At 67.6% G+C, this 17,799-nt stretch carries 17 protein-coding genes; 7 read left to right on the top strand and 10 right to left on the bottom strand.

Annotation, left to right across the window (positions count from 1 at the left end):
* The first annotated feature begins 101 nt into the window (after positions 1–101).
* Positions 102–593: a hypothetical protein gene (locus ACT2FV_RS02080; RefSeq protein WP_059600069.1), complete on the top strand. Its 492-nt coding sequence runs from the start codon at positions 102–104 to the stop codon at positions 591–593.
* Between the two features lie 58 nt (positions 594–651).
* On the opposite strand, the gene ACT2FV_RS02075 is transcribed toward ACT2FV_RS02080, so the two are convergent.
* From ACT2FV_RS02075 to ACT2FV_RS02040, 8 genes are all read right to left on the bottom strand, one after another.
* Positions 652–2,073 carry a sigma-54 dependent transcriptional regulator gene (locus ACT2FV_RS02075; protein ID WP_151049089.1) on the bottom strand — a complete coding sequence of 474 codons (1,422 nt, stop codon included), beginning with the start codon at positions 2,071–2,073 and terminating at the stop codon, positions 652–654.
* Between the two features lie 112 nt (positions 2,074–2,185).
* Entirely contained in the window at positions 2,186–2,770 is a 585-nt protein-coding gene (locus ACT2FV_RS02070) for a hypothetical protein (protein ID WP_059600071.1), read from the bottom strand.
* Positions 2,771–2,925: 155 nt separating this feature from the next.
* On the bottom strand, positions 2,926–4,602 hold the full coding sequence (locus ACT2FV_RS02065) for a chemotaxis protein CheA (protein ID WP_174919667.1): 1,677 nt from the start codon (positions 4,600–4,602) through the stop codon (positions 2,926–2,928).
* 44 nt (positions 4,603–4,646) lie between these two features.
* Positions 4,647–4,928: a hypothetical protein gene (locus tag ACT2FV_RS02060; RefSeq protein WP_124901261.1), complete on the bottom strand. Its 282-nt coding sequence runs from the start codon at positions 4,926–4,928 to the stop codon at positions 4,647–4,649.
* A 77-nt stretch (positions 4,929–5,005) separates the two neighbouring features.
* A complete protein-coding gene (locus ACT2FV_RS02055; RefSeq protein ID WP_151051884.1) occupies positions 5,006–5,596 on the bottom strand; it encodes a hypothetical protein in 591 nt (196 codons plus the stop codon).
* A 111-nt stretch (positions 5,597–5,707) separates the two neighbouring features.
* Positions 5,708–6,034 (bottom strand): hypothetical protein, encoded by a 327-nt coding sequence (locus tag ACT2FV_RS02050; RefSeq protein ID WP_124901259.1) that lies wholly within the window; start codon positions 6,032–6,034, stop codon positions 5,708–5,710.
* A 1,174-nt stretch (positions 6,035–7,208) separates the two neighbouring features.
* On the bottom strand, positions 7,209–7,445 hold the full coding sequence (locus ACT2FV_RS02045) for a hypothetical protein (RefSeq protein ID WP_151051886.1): 237 nt from the start codon (positions 7,443–7,445) through the stop codon (positions 7,209–7,211).
* A 495-nt stretch (positions 7,446–7,940) separates the two neighbouring features.
* Positions 7,941–8,867, bottom strand: coding sequence for an AraC family transcriptional regulator (locus ACT2FV_RS02040; protein ID WP_124628159.1), 927 nt, complete (start codon positions 8,865–8,867; stop codon positions 7,941–7,943).
* 183 nt (positions 8,868–9,050) lie between these two features.
* Here ACT2FV_RS02040 and ACT2FV_RS02035 point away from each other — a divergent pair, with 183 nt between their 5' ends.
* The 6 genes from ACT2FV_RS02035 (at position 9,051) to ACT2FV_RS02010 (ending at position 15,552) form a co-directional block, all read left to right on the top strand.
* Complete coding sequence (locus ACT2FV_RS02035) at positions 9,051–9,512, top strand: (2Fe-2S)-binding protein (RefSeq protein WP_124628157.1); 462 nt, start codon at positions 9,051–9,053, stop codon at positions 9,510–9,512.
* A gap of 2 nt (positions 9,513–9,514) precedes the next feature.
* The gene (locus ACT2FV_RS02030) at positions 9,515–11,725 is read left to right on the top strand and encodes a molybdopterin cofactor-binding domain-containing protein (RefSeq protein WP_444503087.1); all 2,211 of its coding nucleotides are present in this window, start codon (positions 9,515–9,517) and stop codon (positions 11,723–11,725) included.
* A 453-nt stretch (positions 11,726–12,178) separates the two neighbouring features.
* Positions 12,179–12,577 carry a winged helix-turn-helix domain-containing protein gene (locus ACT2FV_RS02025; protein ID WP_059526731.1) on the top strand — a complete coding sequence of 133 codons (399 nt, stop codon included), beginning with the start codon at positions 12,179–12,181 and terminating at the stop codon, positions 12,575–12,577.
* A gap of 351 nt (positions 12,578–12,928) precedes the next feature.
* Positions 12,929–14,083: a type III secretion system cytoplasmic ring protein SctQ gene (sctQ, locus tag ACT2FV_RS02020; protein WP_174919669.1), complete on the top strand. Its 1,155-nt coding sequence runs from the start codon at positions 12,929–12,931 to the stop codon at positions 14,081–14,083.
* A gap of 3 nt (positions 14,084–14,086) precedes the next feature.
* On the top strand, positions 14,087–14,761 hold the full coding sequence (sctR, locus tag ACT2FV_RS02015) for a type III secretion system export apparatus subunit SctR (protein ID WP_044847619.1): 675 nt from the start codon (positions 14,087–14,089) through the stop codon (positions 14,759–14,761).
* Positions 14,758–15,552, top strand: coding sequence for a lytic transglycosylase domain-containing protein (locus ACT2FV_RS02010; protein WP_444503086.1), 795 nt, complete (start codon positions 14,758–14,760; stop codon positions 15,550–15,552). Before sctR ends, ACT2FV_RS02010 begins: the two co-directional genes overlap by 4 nt.
* Before the next feature lie 52 nt (positions 15,553–15,604).
* Here the strand turns inward: ACT2FV_RS02010 and asnB are convergent, their stop codons facing one another.
* Both asnB and ACT2FV_RS02000 read right to left on the bottom strand, forming a co-directional pair.
* Complete coding sequence (gene asnB / locus ACT2FV_RS02005) at positions 15,605–17,572, bottom strand: asparagine synthase (glutamine-hydrolyzing) (protein WP_444503085.1); 1,968 nt, start codon at positions 17,570–17,572, stop codon at positions 15,605–15,607.
* Positions 17,548–17,778: a hypothetical protein gene (locus tag ACT2FV_RS02000; RefSeq protein ID WP_444503919.1), complete on the bottom strand. Its 231-nt coding sequence runs from the start codon at positions 17,776–17,778 to the stop codon at positions 17,548–17,550. Before ACT2FV_RS02000 ends, asnB begins: the two co-directional genes overlap by 25 nt.
* Positions 17,779–17,799 lie beyond the last annotated feature (21 nt).

The following is a 17,799-nucleotide window of genomic DNA, read 5'->3' as shown; positions in this document are numbered from 1 at the left end:
TGCGGCCTTTGCTTGCCACTCCGGGCGACCGGCCAGGGGCAGCGCGCCATTGCCGGCCGCGCCCGCCCGTTCGCCGGCTACCCGTACTCCCCGCTTCCCCCATGACCGAATCCGATCTGCAACCCGACGACACCACCATCCACGAAGACGGCCTCTGGCGCGACAACGGCTGGACGGCCCGCATCATCAAGAACGAGGACGACGACGGCTGGGCCGTCGAGATGATCAAGGACGGCGAAGCCGAGCCCGCGCTCGTCGGCCCGTGGACGATGGGTCGCGACAAGAAGAATCCGAAGCCGATGGATGCGAATGCGTTCCGCACGCTGGTGAAGACCGCGACCGAGGTGCTGATGCGACACGAGCAGCAACGCCGTGCGATGCTCCACAAGGAAGTGACGGTGCAGGACGACGCCGGACAGGATGTGTCGGTCACGCTCGACATCGTGCCGGACGAGTTCGAGCCGTATGCGCAACTGAAGGCGTTCGACCCGTACGGCGAGCTGCTGGCCGACGCGAAGGTTTCCGCCGGGTTCAAGCTCAACAAGGCCAGTGCCGCGCGCTGGGTCGAATCGGGCTTCGAACGGCCGGCCTGACGCCACGGGCCGGCGCCCGCGCGAGCCCGGGCCGCATGCCGCGCGGGCGCAACCGGCATCAGCCGTGCAGGCCGTGCGCGGTCATCAGGCGGTACAGCGTCGCGCGCGAGACGCCGAGTTCCGCCGCGACGTCGGCATGCTGGCGCCGATGCCGCAACAGCGTTTCCTCGATCGTGCGCCGCTCGGCCTGGCGGCGCGATTCCATGAGCGTCGGCGGCCGGTGCGACGTGTACTGGCTCAGTTCGAGATCGACGGCCGAGATCAGCGGGCCATTCGTCATCACGACCGCGAAGCGGATCCGGTTGATCAGTTCGCGCACGTTGCCGGGCCATGCATAGTCGTGGATCGCCTCGATCGCGCACGGCATGAAGCCGCGAATCCGGTGCGCGCTGTCGCCGCGATAGCGCCGCAATATGTGGTCGGCAAGCAGCATGATGTCGCGGCCACGCGCGCGCAGCGGCGGCTCGTCGATACGCAACACGCACAGCCGGTAGTACAGGTCCGCACGGAACCGGCCCGCGCGCATCGCGGCCTCGAGATCGACGTGGGTCGCGGACACAATCCGCACATCCACCGGAATCGACGCATGCCCGCCGAGCCGCTCGATCTTGCCCTCCTGCAGGAACCGCAGCAGGCTCGCCTGGCTCTCGAACGGCATGTCGCCGATTTCATCGAGGAACAGCGTGCCGCCATGCGCGGACTCGATGCGGCCGATCTTGCGCTGATGCGCGCCGGTGAACGCGCCGCGTTCATGGCCGAACAGCTCGGCCTGCAGCAGCGTCGCCGGAATCGCCGCGCAATTCACGGCGACGAACGGCGCGTCGGCGCGCGACGAATGCCGGTGGATCGCCGACGCCGTCAACTCCTTGCCGGTGCCGGATTCGCCGGCGATGAACACGGTGGCCTCGGTGTTCGCGACCTTGCGGATCGTCGCGAACAGACGGCGCATCGCGTCGCACGCGCCGATCATCGTACCGCCGGGCGGCGCGGCATCGGCGGCCGGATCGCCTTCCTCCAGTTTCAGCATCCCGTACGCATGGCCGACGAGATAACCGATCGTCGTATAGGCCGTCGCATTGCGCACGTAGCCGAAGCAGCACTGGCGGATCAGGCGCGCGATGGTGGCATCGCGCAGTCGCTCGTCGTCGGCGAGCGCGACCCAGCCGATCCGCGGATCGCGCAGCAGCGCCTCGAACGACGCGACGTCGGGCGACGCGAAGTCGTCGAAATCGACGATGCCCGCATGCAGGCGGTTCGCCTTCACGAGATTGAGTGCGTCCGCAACGGATTTCGCGCGCCACATGTCCCAGCCGCGCGACGCGAGACAGTCGACGAGCCCCGCATCGGGACGCTGCGACAGATACACGAGCGGGCGTGACTGCACGCTATGGAGACGCGGGACCGCGACGAACTGTGGCGTGCACGGGGCCCGTTCATCCTCCAGCGGGCCTGACAGTCTGATTGGGCAGCATTGGTTCACGATGGCCTCGCCGCATGGGGTTGTCTGGCGGAATGGACGGCGCGAAACGGTGCGCGGCAGGCCGCCCTGCCCACGCGCGACGCTGCCGGCATGTCCGCTCGGGAAAGTTTCGTCATCGGCAGAACACGACACGCTGCAGGTAGATCTGCGGTTCGACGACGGGCCGCGCGGTCTGGTTGAGATCCTCGCGATAAGCACGGTAGGTCTTGCCGTTCACCGTCACTTCCGTCGCAGTCGCCGTCTCGATCGTGTTCAGCCCTTTGCGCTGCCAGTCGCTGACCCGCGCCGACGCGGACACGCTCGACTCGCCTGCGATCTTCTGCGTGATCGCGCTGCTGTCGCTCCACGGCTGCGTCTGCATGTCCTCCGCGTGCTGCATCGCGCCGATCGTCTTGCCGGTCGGCGTCGGCCCGGTCTGCGCTTCGAACGGCGCGCCACGACCGTACACCGGCGATTGCCACGACGGTGCGTGTCCTTCCGCCGGCATCATGTAGATCATCTGCGGATCGCCGACCATCATCATCGGCACGCATGCCGTGTTGTCCGAGCGGCCGAGCGTCGTCAGCGCCTGCTGGACGCTCGCGGCATTCGCGAGGGTCTGCTCGCTCAGGATGACAAAGACCGCAGGGTTCTGGAAAACCGACTGCGCGGCGGCTTGTGTGCCGACCAGCATCAGCGCGACCAAAAAGATCCTCATGATTGAGGCCTCCTTGTACCCTCGTCAGGCAAAAAGAGGTGTTGACCTCGGGGAGGGACCAACACCCGTCAAACTTGCGACCTGCGTCGCGCCGCGGATCCCGGCGGCGCCCGTGCGATCGGCATGCCGGTCGCACGGGCGCCCTGTCCGCATGATTACGACGACGTGCTCGTCGAGATGACGGTCGGCGCCGGCATCATCGGCGCGGCCGGGGCGGCCTGCTGGTCAACCGTGGCCGGCGCCGGATCGGATGCGGCCGGCATGTCGGCGGACGGTGCGGGCGCGGCAGCGGATTCGACGGCTTCCGTCGCCTTCGCGTCGGCGGCCGGCGTGTCGGCAACCGCAGCCGCTGCGGCGGGCTCCGCGGCTTCCGGCGCAGGTGCTTCGGCTGCCGCCTGCGTGGCCGGTTCGGCAGCCTTCGCATCGATCGCGGGCGCGGCCATTGCAGCGTCCTGGGTCCGCGGTGCGGCGTCGGTCGCGGCCGGTCCGGATTGCGCGATATCCGGCGTCTCCGTGACGGCGGCCGGCGCTGCCGCGGCTTGCGCGGCGGTGTCGGTTGCAGCCGGTGCAGGTTCCGGTGCCTTGTCGGCGACCGCCGGCGCGGGTTGTTCCGGCGCCTTCGTATCGACCGCAGGCGCCGCCGTAGCTTGCGCCATGGTGTTGGTTGCAGCCGGCGCGGGTGCCGAGGCCTTGCTGGCAACCACCGGCACGGGTTCCTTCGCCTTCGTGTCGACCGCAGGCGCCGCCGCGGCTTGCGCCGTGGTGCCGGTCGAGGCCGGCGTGAGTTCCGGAGCCTTGTCGGCAACCGCCGGCGCCGCAACGATGGCCGCAGCCGGCACCGCGCTCACCGCGGCCGGTGCTGCCGCAGGCGCGGCGCTCACTGCCGGTGCGGCCGCGGCAACCGGTGCGGCAACGGCGGCAGGCACGAGGGCAGCCGCTTGCGTCGCCTTCACGGCGGCCGCCTGTACTGCAGCAGGCACCGCGGTCGTCGCCGGCGCGGCGATCGACGGCGCGGGCACCGGCGCCGGGATCGGCGCCGCCTGGACCGCGGTCGTCGCCACCGGGCGCGTCTGCACGGGCGCGGCGGCATCGAGCGGCGGCAGGCCCATGCGGTTGCGCACGAGCGGATCGCGATACTTCACGTCGTCGGCCACGGTCGCTTCGGCGGAGGGCGCGACGTTCGAGCGCGCAAGCGGCGCGGTCGTGCCCGGGCACAGGTGCCCGGTCGCTTCCACCGCGCGCCGGTTCGCGTCGCTCTGGCAAAGCAGCGCGAGCGCGACGTCGGTCAGCCCCATCGCGCGGAATTCACGCGCGTCGAGACGACGCACGCATGCCTGGTCGACCAAGGTCGTGCCGCCCGTCGCGCCGAAGCCCGGAAACGACACGCCGACGCTCACCGAGCCCATGCAGGTATCGGACAGCGTGGTCGTGAGACCTGGCGCCTGGATCGCCGGGTTCGTCTTGATCGTCTGGGTGCCCGAGTAGTTGACGTTTTCCGCCGCCTGGGTGTTGTACGGGCTGGTGCCGGGCGAGCCGGCCGCGAGCGAGCTCGTGCTCTGCGGCGTCACGTTCGAGCCGCCACTCGTGGAAGACGGCAAGTTCAAGTTCACCTGCACGCTCGAATTGCCGCTGCTCCGAACGCCGCTGCTGCTCGTGGCATTGCCGCCGGTCGTGTTGTTCGTGTTCATGCTCGCGCCGCCGCCAAGGCTGACTGCCGTCGACGACGTCGAGGACTGCGCGCTTGAAGTCGAATCGGCGGTCTGCGCTTGGGCACCGATCGTGGCCATCGCGAACATTGCCGCACATGCCACCCTGATCTTGTTGCTGTTCATTTCAATCTCCGGACGTGGTTTGACCTCCCACCCAGGCAACCGTATTAATTCCCCTGAATTCCTTCAGCTTTGCCTGCTTCCCCGAACTGCTTCCAGCCGCTGCCCAGCTGGGACCATGAACCGCCCGACATGCCCGGCCATTGCGGGGCCGCCGATGCACCGATGGCGCTGCCCGACGAAAGCGTGTGTTGTTGTGACGGTTTGGTTGTCTGGTCAGGATTGCTTGACGTTTGCACATTCGATTGCACGTCGTCGGCAGCACGGTCAGCGCCATACGCCGTCAGAGACGCGAGCATCAGAGCGGCGGCAATCAGTTTCTGCTTCATGCCAACTCCTTACGGTGACAACAAGGCGAGGAAAGAGAGACCAGCGTCGTTGGGAAGCTGGCCCCCCGACACGCGAATCAGGGACTGCCGGCGGTCGCGCCGGAGCTGCCCTGACTGCCGCCCGATGCGAACGGCGATCCGGCCGGACCCGTGCCCCATACCGTCGACGAGTTGTAGTGGTTCGAGCCCGCGACCGTTCCCGACCACCCACTTCCCGCCATGCCAGCGGCCCCCGCGTTGGCAATACCGTTGTCGTTCGCGCCGGTTGCCGTGTAGTGGTTCGCGCCGAGTACGATCGTGGCGGTCACCCCTCCCGACAGCGCATTGGCGTTCTCGCTCGTGTTGCCGGTTCCACCGAACGAGCCTGCGGCGCCGATACCGCCGCCTGCCGCGAACGCGCCTCCGTTCGTGCCCCAGCCGCTGGCCGTCGAAGTCGAGTCGTGATAGGCGGATGCCGTGCCGGTGGATCCGGCGGGTGTCACGGTGCTTCCGGCGTTCGCGCCCGCGACCGAAGTCGAGTTGCTCGTGTAGCTGCCGGTACCGACCAACACCGAACCGGAGACGCCTGCCGCGACGGATTGCGTCTGGTTGAATGTCGTCGGACCTGCCGCCAGCACGGCTGACGATAGGGCGGTGAGCGCTGTCGCTAAAATGACGTTGGCTTTCATAGCAATTCCTTGCTGTGAGGAAATTCGGTGGCCAGGTCGCCGGGTCCGCCCTCGCGGGACGAAACCCGGCATCCCTGTCACCTATCCATGACGAACGCTATGCGCCGCGGCTTAGTAGTGATACATCGTCCAGCCGGTCGATCCGGCATTCGCGCCGCTGGAACCACCAGCTTGTGCGCCGCCGAAGCCGAAGCCGCTCACCGTCGATGTGTTGGTGTGGTTCGTGTACGAGATCGAGCTGCTCGCGCCGCCACCGGCCGTTGCACCGGCAGCGCCGAGCGCCGCGCCGGAATCCATGGCAGTGAACGAACCGAACCCGACGACACCGGCCATCGTCTGGCCACCGCTCGACGAATTGCTGGTCGAAACCGTGCCGCTCGCTGCGAACGCTGCACCCGAAACCGCCATAACTGCTACTGCAATCAGAAGCTTCTTCATGGTCGACTCCATAACGGCGTGGACGGAACAAGCGAGGAAAGCTGCACGCCTTCAACTTCCCTGCCTCGAGCAATCCCTAAAAATAAGGATCACTATCCAATCACAAAAAAAAGATTCATCTCGAATCCGAGACCACGTAATCGTTGGACATTCCAACTTCATGTTCGTATTTTTTAGTTTTCCGAATTTTTATGAAAATTTTCGATATCGAATATCGATTTTCAAAAATCAGAAAACAAATTGCCTCACGCACCCGAATACAGGAACTCGACATTCGGGACTGGTTTTTTCGAAATTCGCACCCGCGACATACCAGCACATGGCATTCGCTTCAGCGATCGAAAATGCGTGAAAATGGTTAACTACCGAAAATGCAGCGCCAGCGAAAACATGCACGTCATCGTGGCGATAACGGGCCTGCATTACGGTCAGTCGGCATCGCTTCTCCCTGAGTTACCGATCAACGATCTTCCGGGCAATCCGGCCAACGGGTATTCGAGCTAGTCCGGCCAGCGCCGGCATATGCCCGGCGCACTCGATACGGCCGTGCACGGTAGAAGTCGGCTCGGGGTCGAACTGTCCGGCACGAACAGCCCGGTCCACCCGGACGTGATGGAAGAAGGGGAGCACCGCTGTCGGCCGGTTGTCATGCGGAACGACAGGCGTTCCAGCACGTGCAACGCGCGGATGCCGGGAAACCGGCAACGAACCCGCGAGGCTGGCACTGCATCGCGAGCCGTACTCCGATCTGTCCGACTACCCCACGGATGCGCAAGGAATGCGCGGAAAGAATGACTGCTTCTGGTCTTCATCGCTGTTTCCCCGACTGCTTATTGACGAACACGTCGCCCCCCCATCTTTGTCGCATCAGGTTGACCGCTCGCCGGTACGCCCAATGCTGCAAGCGGCATGCCATGCGTGATTCCACCGGCGGTTGCACGACGCTTACCGTCCGCGACACGCGGCCATATCGCCAGGAATCGCTTTTTTCGTTTCAGGAATGTATCGCGACAACCGTAGGCAGCTTGCGCCGATCATTGAATGCCGCGAAGCAAGGCTGAAAAAGGCGGACGAATGCGGCCCGCGGGGCCTCCCGCAAGGGGGTGGCGAACGGGTGTTTCATACTTGAGAAGTGCGCGGTCGCACATTGCGGCCGATCTGCACATCGGCCCTGTCAAACCGCCTGCTGCAGCCCGTTCGACGGCGTTCGCATGCCCGAAAAACGACGAATCGAAATACGCGGCGCCCGGTGCAGCGGAGCCTGCACGGCCGATATCGGCAAAGCTTGCGGATGTGCACACCAGCCGCCGCGAAACGCAATTGATTCATCCGTGAAAATACCGACGGGATCAGGTATCGACCGACAACGCGAACGTGCGGCAAAAACGGCAATTGAGGTGCAGGCTGACATGGCTTTCACGCCACCTGCATATCGGAAAAAATGACGGCGTGTGCCGCACGAACCCTTCAACACCCTTTATTCATTTTTACTGGCGTCATTCGATTCGGCGACATTCAATGTCAATAACCGTCGTGCTCCAATCGCTGGATGACGACACACGATGCGCGCGAGAAACATTTCCGATGCGATATCGGCGCGAATCTCATTGCTGAAACATGTTCGTGCAAAGCACGATTCATGCAGAAAATTCGTGACGGCGCGACTTTTTTGCGAGTTTCGATCGGTCGATTCGTGTGCTGCCGGCAAGTGTCGCACCGGTTCGCGCAATCCAGGGATGCATGCGTGAAACAGAAGTTCGCGCGCGGCGCGGCAGCGCTGTCCGCCGCTCCCTCGCATCCTCACGCAGCAACCCTGGCACGCCGATTGTATGTCGTCCCGATTCGGCAGACCGCGCATCGCGCGACGAAGCCACGCGCGATGCAATCGAAATGAACCGCGCGGCCGCTATGTGCCGAGCAATTCCTTCTTGCGCAGATGCACGACGTCGCGCATCGGCGGCGCGCCGAACAGCCGGCTGTATTCGCGGCTGAACTGCGACGCGCTTTCATAGCCGACGGTCGCGGCCACGGACCCGACGTCGCCGCCCTGCCGCAGCAATAGCCGCCGCGCCTCGTGCAGCCGCAGCTGCTTCTGATACTGCAGCGGGCTCAGCGTGGTCACGTGCTTGAAGTGGTGGTGTAGCGACGACACGCTCATGTTGACCGCCTGCGCGAGCGTGTCGACGCGCATCGGCTCCGCGTAGTGATCGCGGATCCATTCGATCGCGCGTGCGATCCGGTGCGTCTGGCTGCCGGCAACGGCCATGTGCCGCAGCCGCGTGCCCTGCCCGCTCGTCATCAGCCGGTACAGCAGCTCCTTTTCGATCAGCGGCGCGACCACCGGAATGTCAGCCGGCGTTTCGAGCAGCCGCAACAGCCGCAGCGCGGCATCGAGCAGCGGCGGCGTCAGCTCGGCAAGTGCGATGCCCTCGCCTTCGGGGCCGGCATCCGGCTCCGGCAGCCGCATCTCGGCCGCGAGCTCGACGATGCGTTGCGGATCGAGCGTGAGCGACAGGCACAGGTAAGGCGCGTCCGGCGAAGCCTGCGTGACGCGCGAGAGAATCGGCAAGTCGATCGACGCGATCAGGCAGTTCCGCGTGTCGTATTCGTAAGCCTGGCCGCCCACGATCACACGCTTCGCGCCCTGCGCGGCGATCACGAGCGCGGCGCGCGACACGCCGCAGCCGAGATCGACCGGATGCCCATGCCGATGCAGCATCAGCGCGGGCACGGCCGTCGAGTGGGAGCCGTCCGTCGGCGCGAAGCGGGCAATCAGCGATGCCAGTTCGCGCCGCCCGGATTCGCGCGACGCCGCGATTTCGGTCATGTCCATGACGGGTTCCTCGCTTCGTTTCCCTGAACCGCGCGAGCATAGCGAATCGCTTGCCGTCGCGCCGGGGATTTGCAGGATTGTTCAATAAATTTGCAGGATTGGGTAGACGCAAAAATCGCGCGCTCGCGCACACTGCCCGCTAACCTGGCGCATGCCGGGTTTTCCCCATGGAGACATACAAACATGCCTACCTCGTTTGTCCTCAACGGCAAGAACGTTACGCTCGACGCCGATCCGTCGATGCCCGTCCTCTGGGCGATCCGCGAGCACGCGGGGCTGACCGGCACGAAGTTCGGCTGCGGCATGGCGCAGTGCGGCGCGTGCACCGTCCATCTCGAAGGCCAGCCGGTGCGCTCGTGCGTGCTGCCGCTCGCCGGCATCGCGGGCAAGCACGTCACGACGATCGAAGGCCTGCAGAGCAAGCCCGCGCAGGCCGTGCAGGCCGCCTGGGTGAAGCTGCAGGTGCCGCAGTGCGGCTATTGCCAGTCCGGCCAGATCATGTCGGCCACCGCCTTGCTCGAACAGAATCCGAAGCCGACCGACGCAGACATCGACGCGGCAATGAACGGCAACATCTGCCGCTGTGCGACCTACGCCCGCATCCGGGCCGCGATCCACGACGCGGCAGCGACACTGGGAGCCTGACCATGACGATCGAACTCGAGAATCGCGGTTCGGTGCGACCGTCGCGCCGCACGTTTCTGAAAGCCGCGGGCGCCGCGGCCGCCGTCAGCCTGACGATCGGCTTCGAATGGGCCGGCCTCGGCCGCCGCGCACTCGCCGCGACGGCACCCGCCGCCGATTTCGCGCCGAACGCATTCCTGCGCATCACGCCCGACGGTGTGGTCACCGTCGTCGCGAAACACGTGGAAATGGGCCAGGGTGCCTACACGGGCATCGCGACGATCGTCGCCGAGGAGCTCGACGCCGACTGGTCGAGCGTACGCGTCGAAAGTGCGCCGGCCGATGCGAAACGCTATGCGAACCTCGCCTTCGGCACGATGCAGGGCACGGGCGGCAGCTCGGCCATGTCGAACTCGTGGCAGCAACTGCGCGAAGCGGGCGGCAAGGCCCGCGCGATGCTCGTGTCGGCCGCGGCGGCGCGCTGGAAGGTGCCGGCCGGCGAGCTGACCACCGCCAACGGCGTGGTCACGCACGAGAAGAGCGGCAAGACGGCCGCCTACGGCACGCTGGTGGCCGACGCGTCGAAACTGCCGGTGCCCGACAAGGTCACGCTGAAGCAGCCGGCCGACTTCAAGCTGATCGGCCATCGCATTCCGCGCGTCGACGGGTCGGCCAAGTCGAACGGCACCGCGCATTTCACGCTCGACACGACCTTCCCCGGCATGCGCGTCGCGCTGCTGCAGCGCCCGCCGCGCTTCGGCGCGACGGTCAAGTCGTTCGACGCGACGGCCGCGAAGGGCGTGCCGGGCGTGGTGTCGGTCGTGCAGGTGCCGGGCGGCGTCGCGGTCGTCGCGACCGGCTTCTGGGCCGCGAAACAGGGCCGCGACGCGCTGAAGGTCGACTGGGACGAAACGAACGCCGAAAAGCGCGGCTCGGCCGAGATCATGCGCGAGTACCGGCAGCTCGCCGCGAAACCCGGCGCGTCCGCGCGCAAGGACGGCGATGCCGACGCGGCGATCGCGGGTGCCGCGCGCAAGGTCAGCGCGACATACGAATTCCCGTATCTCGCGCACGCTCCGATGGAGCCGCTCGACGCGGTCGTCAAGCTGACCGAGAACAGCTGCGAGATCTGGGCGGGCGACCAGTTCCAGACGGTCGACCAGGGCAACGCCGCCAGGGTCGCGGGCCTGAAGCCCGAACAGGTGCAGATCCACACGCTGTACGCGGGCGGCAGCTTCGGCCGCCGCGCGAACGCGTGGTCGGACTATGTGGTCGAGGCCGTGTCGATCGCGAAGGCGCTGGGCGCGGACGGCCAGCCGGTCAAGCTGCAGTGGACGCGCGAGGACGACATCCAGGGCGGCTTCTATCGCCCGATGTACTTCCACAAGCTCGACGCGGGGTTGACCGCGGACGGCAAGCTGGTCGGCTGGCGCCACCGGATCGTCGGCCAGTCGATTCTCGCCGGCACGCCGTTCGAGGCGTTCATGGTCAAGAACGGGATCGACGCGACATCGGTCGAGGGCGCGGCGAACCTGCCGTACGCGGTGCCGAACGTGTCGGTCGAACTCACGACCACCAAGGTAGGCCTGCCCGTTCTCTGGTGGCGCGTGGTCGGCAGCTCGCACACCGCGTACGCGGTCGAGGCGTTCATCGACGAAGCCGCGCACGCGGCCGGCAAGGATCCGTATCTGTTCCGCCGCGACCTGCTCGCGAAGGAGCCGCGGATGCGCGCGGTGCTCGAGCTGGCCGCGCAGAAGGCCGGCTGGGATCCGGCGAAGCCGCTGCCGAAGGGACGCGGGCGCGGGATCGCGGTGGCCGAGGCATTCAAGAGCTATGTCGCGCAGGTCGCGGAAGTGTCGGTCGACGCCGACGGCAAGGTGAAGGTCGAACGCGTGGTGTGCGCGGTCGACTGCGGGATCGCGATCAACCCCGACATCGTTGCCGCGCAGATGGAAGGCGGCATCGGCTTCGGGCTCGGTGCGGCGCTGCACAGCGCGATCACGCTGAAGGACGGCCAGGTCGAGCAGCGCAACTTCGACGGCTATCACGTGCTGCGGATGGCGGAGATGCCGAAGGTCGAGGTGCATATCGTGCCGTCGGCCGAGGCACCGACCGGCGTCGGCGAGCCGGGCGTCGCGCCGGTGGGCCCGGCGGTCGCCAACGCGATCTTCGCGGCGACCGGCAAGCGCCATTACGTGTTGCCGTTCGATTCGGGCGACACCGCGAAGGCTTGACCGGCAGGTGAAACGCCGGTCGCGCGGCGGGCATGTCGCGCGACCGGTTTTCTTTCCGCTTGGGGCAGGCCCTGACGTACGGTCCGAAATCGGCAAAAATCCGCCCCAACCCATTGATTCCGCTCTGCAATCCGTCCAGGCAACGGAGCGTTCGGTGCAGGGTTCGTCGTCCGGTCGGCGCGCTGCCTGATCGGCGGGAATTTCCCGCCCCCACGTAACACCGCCCGTAACGCCCGTAACGTTCCCGCCGGATGCTACGTAACAATCCTTTACTGTTGCTCCGACCCTTTCGAAGCGCGCCGCGCGTCCTGCGTTAAAAATTCTTTTAGATTCAAGGCCGGCGTACCGCCCGCCCCGCCCCCGCCGCCCGTCGACGCCTGACAGACCCTCCCTGGCCCGGAAGTTGCGGTACATGACCCGCAAACACTCCTTTACGGACATGCGAGGGCCAACATGGATTGCAAATACCTGTACATCGACAACATAAAAATCAACTTCGTGCGCCGCACGATCGAAATCGACAACAAAGTCGTCGACGTCACGCCGCGTGAATTCGACGTCGTCGAATTCCTGCTCGACAACATGAACAAGATCGTGCCGCGGCAAGCGATCCAGGAGGCGGTCTGGGGCCGCGAGCTCGGCGTGTCGTCGCGCACGCTCGACACCCACATCTCGCGCATCCGTTCGAAGCTGCAGCTCGATCACGACAAGAACCTGCGGATCATCCCGATCTATGCGGTCGGCTATCGGCTGGTGCTGTTCGGCGCGGCCATGACGCACGTCGAGCGCCACGACGCGGCGCCGATCCTGCGCGCCGCGCCGCAGCAGGCGCTGGCTGCCGACTACGCGTAACGGCTCACCCGCGCGCCGCCACTGAGCGGCGCGCCGGCAAGGCTCCCCACCGCGCCGCACGTCCGACGTGCGACGCCTCGCGGCGCGGCACGCGTGCCCGCCGCGCCACGACCGCCGCCTCCGGGCGGCGGCCGCCTTTGTGCGTGCGCCGCGCCGCACGCGGCCACGCCGCCGCGCAGCAGGCTTCGTAGCTCGCCGCCGCCCGCGCGGCCGGCGCATGCGCGCGACTACGGATTCCGGCGCGGCACGCGGCCGGCGCCGTCCCTACAATCGACGCAGCAGCCGCGCGCCCCCCGCGCCGCCGGCCACAAAAACCCGTCGAACCAACGCCGAATCCGCCCCGATCCCGCCGTGCCTGCGCTGTCCCTGACGAATGCCGACGCCGGCGACGCCGCGAACCGGGCCTCGCCCGCCGCGGCGCCCGCCATCCCGCCCTCGCCGGCCGTGGTCGCGCTCGACGCGTCGCCCTGGCTGCCGCGCCTGTCCGCCGCCGCCGCGCGCGGGCTGTCGCATGCGTACGGTGCCACGGGCGCGGTCCCGGTCACGCTCGGCGAACACGCGTACGAGGTGCGCTGGCGCGTCGACGCCGAACCGGCCGCCGACGCGCACGCATACCGCTTCGTCATCGGCCCGGCCGCCGGCACGCTATGGATCGATCCGGTCGCGGAAAGCGCATGGCTCGACGACGCGGCCGACCCGGCCGTACCGGCCGTGATCCGCGCGGCGCTGCTCGCCGACCTCGTCGCACCGCTTTCGGCCGTGCTGCAGGCCGCGACACGGCAGCGCGTGGAACTGCTGCCGCCGCCGACGAGCGTGCCCACGTGGCGCAGCGCGCCAGCCGCGCTGCGCTTCGAACTGCGTCGCGCCGACGGCGCATGGCGCTGCCACGGCGCGCTGCTGTTCGATGCACCGGACGCGCTCGCGGTGTTCTTCGCGGCGCCGGCGGCCACGCGGCCCGACACGCGCGCCGCGTATGCAAGCCTGCCGGTGCCGCTGGTATTCGAGATCGGCCGGACCGAGCTGACGATGGCCGAGCTGGCCGACGTCGTCAGTGGCGACATCATCGCGATCGAGCGCTGGCGCGCGCACGAGCAGAACCTGCTGTGCGTCGCGCGGGTGCCGGCCGCGCCGGCGTGGGAGATCACCGGACGGCCGTCGGGCAACCGGCTGACCGTCGAACGAATCAGGGAGATGCCTTTGGAACCGACCCGCACCGACACCCCGCCCGCGACTGCGCAGGATGGGTCGCCCGACGATGCGCCGCGCTCGCTCGACGGCCTCGCGGTCGACCTGCGTTTCGAATTGCCGCCCACGTCGATCCCGCTCGGCGAACTCGGCGCGCTGCAGCCCGGCGCGGTGATCGAATTGCAGCAAGGCATCAACCAGAGCGTGATCCATCTCGTCGCGAACGGGATGCTGATCGGCACCGGCCATCTGATCGCGGTCGGCCAGAAGCTCGGCGTGCGCGTCGTCACGCTGACGCAGCCCGCGCCGCGCGAGCGCTGAACGATGGGCAGCCTGCCGAATCCGGTCGCGCTGATCGCGGTGATCGCCGCGCTCGGCATCGCGCCGTTCGCGGCGCTGATGGTGACGAGCTACACGAAGCTCGTGGTCGTGCTGGGCCTGCTGCGCTCCGCGCTCGGGATCCAGCAGGTGCCGCCGAACCTCGTGCTCAACGGCATCGCGCTGATCCTGTCGCTGTTCATCATGGCGCCGGTCGGCATGTCGATCCGCGACGCGCTGCAGGCACGCCACTTCGACGCATCGGGACAATTGTCGACCGCCGACATCGGTGCGCTCGCCGATGCCGCGCTGCCCCCCGTCAAGGATTTCCTGGTGTCGCATACGCGGCAGCGCGACCGCGAATTCTTCGTGCGCACCGCGACGTCGGTCTGGCCGAAGAACCGCGCGGACGGCATCAAGGACGACGACCTGCTCGTGCTGGTGCCGAGCTTCACGCTCGCCGAGCTGACAAAGGCATTCCAGATCGGTTTCGTGATCTACATCGTGTTCATCGTCGTCGACCTGCTGGTTGCGAACATCCTGCTTGCATTAGGCATGCAGATGATCTCGCCGACGACGATCTCGGTGCCGTTCAAGCTGCTGCTGTTCGTCGCGCTCGACGGCTGGTCGCTGCTCGTGCACGGGCTCGTGCTGTCGTATCGCGTGGCGGGGGCAGGATGAGCGCGCGTGGCCCGCGCGGCGTCGCCGCGATCCTGTGCGCGCTGCTCGCGCTGGTGCTCGCAGGCGCGGGCATGCAGCCGCGCGGCGCGCAGGCGGCAGGCAGCGCCGCAGGCTTCGCGCAGCTCGCGCACGCCTGCGCACCGAACGTCGATCCCGACACGCTCGCCGCGCTGGTGCGCACCGAATCCGGTTTCAATCCGTATGCGATCGGCGTGGTCGGCGGCCACCTGACGCGCCAGCCCGCGTCGCTCGACGAGGCGCGCGCGACCGCTGGCGAGCTGGCCGCGCGCGGCTTCAGCTACAGCGTCGGCCTCGCTCAGGTTAACGAACGAAACTTCGCCAAATACGGCCTCGACGACACGACGATGTTCGAACCGTGTCGCAACCTGCGGGCAGGCGGCGCGATCCTGACCGAATGCTTCACGCGCTCGTCGAACACCGGCCGCCCCGCGCAGGCCGCGCTACGCGCGGCGCTGTCGTGCTATTACAGCGGCAACTTCACGACCGGGTTCTCGAGCGGCTATGTGAGCCGCGTCGTCGCGAGCGCGCAGCGCAACGCACGCGAAGGCGGCGTCGAACCGATTCCGGTGGTGCGCGACATGCCGCCACCCGAGCGACAACGGCGCATGGACGCGGCCGCGACCACGCCGCCCGAACGCGCGCGCAGGCTCGCGTCGCCCGCTGCTTCCGCCGACGCGCCGTCGTGCCATGCGCGACCGGTCGTGATGATGTGCCGCGGATTGTCGGCGAGCCAGGCGAAGCGGCTGTGCGTGCGGTGCCTCGATCAGTGAGCGAGCGCCGAACGCCAGCATGACGTGACGCGGCTTGCCGCGTCATCCCGCTTCATGCGGCGCGCTGATGTTCCAGCCACGCCTGGAACATCAGCACCGTCCACAGCTGATGCTGCCAGTTCATCCGGCCCGTCTGGTGCTGGCGCCACAGCCGCTCGACGGCCGCCGCATCGAAGAAGCCCTCGTCGCGCAGCCGCGACGGCTGAAGCAGCGCTTCGGCCCAGTCGCGCAATGCGCCGCGCAGCCAGTGATCGACGGGCGCGCAGAAGCCCTGCTTCGGCCGGTCGATCAGCGACGACGGCACGTACTGGTCCAGCAGCCGGCGCAACAGCGCCTTCGACTGCCCTTCCGGCAACCGCACCGACGCAGGCAGGCGCCACGCGAATTCGACGACGTGATGGTCGAGGAACGGCATGCGCGTCTCGAGGCTGACCGCCATCGCCGCGCGGTCGACCTTCGCGAGAATGTCGGTCGGCAGGTACGTGAGCGTGTCGATCGCCATCGCCTGCTCGGCGAAGCTCAGGTTCGCGGGCCATGCGGACACCGTGTCGAGCGGCGTCGGCGGCTCCTGGCCGCGCAGCGCGATGCGCTCCGGATGATGTACCGACGACATCAGCAGCCGGTACAGCCCGATGCGGCTCTCGGCCGTCATCACGTGGCCGAGCTTGTGCAGCCGGTCGCCGATGCGGGTCGCCGAGTCGCGCGCGTCCACGCCGCCCCATGCGCCCTGCGCAACCGCCGCGAGCTGGTCGGCATGATCGGGGCGCAGCGCATGCAGCGCGGCGGCGATCCGCGCGCGCACCGCCGCCGGCACGCGATGCAGCTTGCGCCACAGGCGCGGCGTCAGGAAGTAGCGCGTATAGCCGCCGAACAGTTCGTCCCCGCCGTCGCCGGACAGGCTCACCTTCACGTGCCGACGCGTCAGCTCCGACAGGAGGAAGGTCGGAATCTGGGAGGCGTCGGAGAACGGTTCGTCGTAGATCGTCGGCAGCTTCGGCACGACGCCAAGCGCATGGTCGGCCGTCACGTAGAGCTCGGTGTGGCGCGTGCCGAGATGGCGCGCAACCGCCTTCGCGTAACCGGCTTCGTCGTAACCGGCCTCGTGAAAGCCGATCGTGAACGTGTCGACCGGGTTCGCCGACTGCGCCTGCATCAGCGCAACGATCGCCGACGAATCGATACCGCCCGACAGGAACGCGCCGAGCGGCACGTCGGCTTCCATCTGCCGCGCGACGGCCTGCCGCAGGACCGCGTCGAGTTGCCCGACGGCCTCGTCGGCACTGCCCTCGAACGGCTGCTCGCGGCCGGCTTCGATCGCCTGCTCGAGCGTCCAGTACGCGCGCAGGCGCGGCGTGTCGCGCGCATGTTCGAACTGGACGAAAGTGCCCGGCGGCAGCTTGCTGATGCCGCGATAGATCGTATGCGGCGCCGGCACGCTCGACTGGCGCAGGTACAAGCACAGCGCGTCGCGATCGATCGTGCCGTCGAAGCCCGGATACCCGCGCAGCGCCTTGAGTTCCGACGCGAACACGAGTGCGTCGCCGATCCGGCCGTAGTAAAGCGGCTTCTCGCCGATCCGGTCGCGCGCGAGCGTCAGCACCCGCGACGCGCGATTCCACAGCGCGAACGCAAACATGCCGGTCGCGCGCCGCAGCGCCGCCTCGACGCCCCACGCGACGATCGCCGCGATGAGCACCTCGCTGTCGGAGTGGCCGCGCCACGCCAGTGCGCGACCCGCGCGCTCGAGCTCCGCGCGCAACTCGCGATGGTTGTAGATTTCGCCGTTGAAGACCATGACGTAGCGGCCGCATGCGGATGCCATCGGCTGCCGGCCGTGTACCGACAGATCGACAATCGCAAGCCGCCGGTGCCCGAGCGCGATACCAGCCTCCGGGTCGACCCAGAGGCCCTGCCCGTCGGGCCCGCGATGCGCGAGGCTCGCCGTCATTCGCGCGAGCGTGCCGCGCGCTGTCTCCTCATCGCAGGCGACGCTATTCAGAAAGCCGTCGATTCCGCACATTGATTTGTCTGCCCCTGTTGACCTGTTCCGTCAGCGGCGGCGCAATCTCGCAGCCCGCCGCCCGGTTGACGGTCGAGCCATATTACGAAGAAATAAATCAGCAATAATTCATGGGTGAATGTCGGACAAATCCGGAAAAAAAACCGCGTCAAGCCCGACGTGCCATCGGCCTGGCGAGCAGGAAACGGGTCCACATCACGGCGCATCGACGCATCGTCGAGTCGCGT

The sequence above is a fragment of the Burkholderia sp. PR2 genome, assembly GCF_052372875.1.
Classification (GTDB): Bacteria; Pseudomonadota; Gammaproteobacteria; order Burkholderiales; family Burkholderiaceae; genus Burkholderia; species Burkholderia diffusa.
This window is presented reverse-complemented; position numbering and strand designations above follow the sequence as displayed.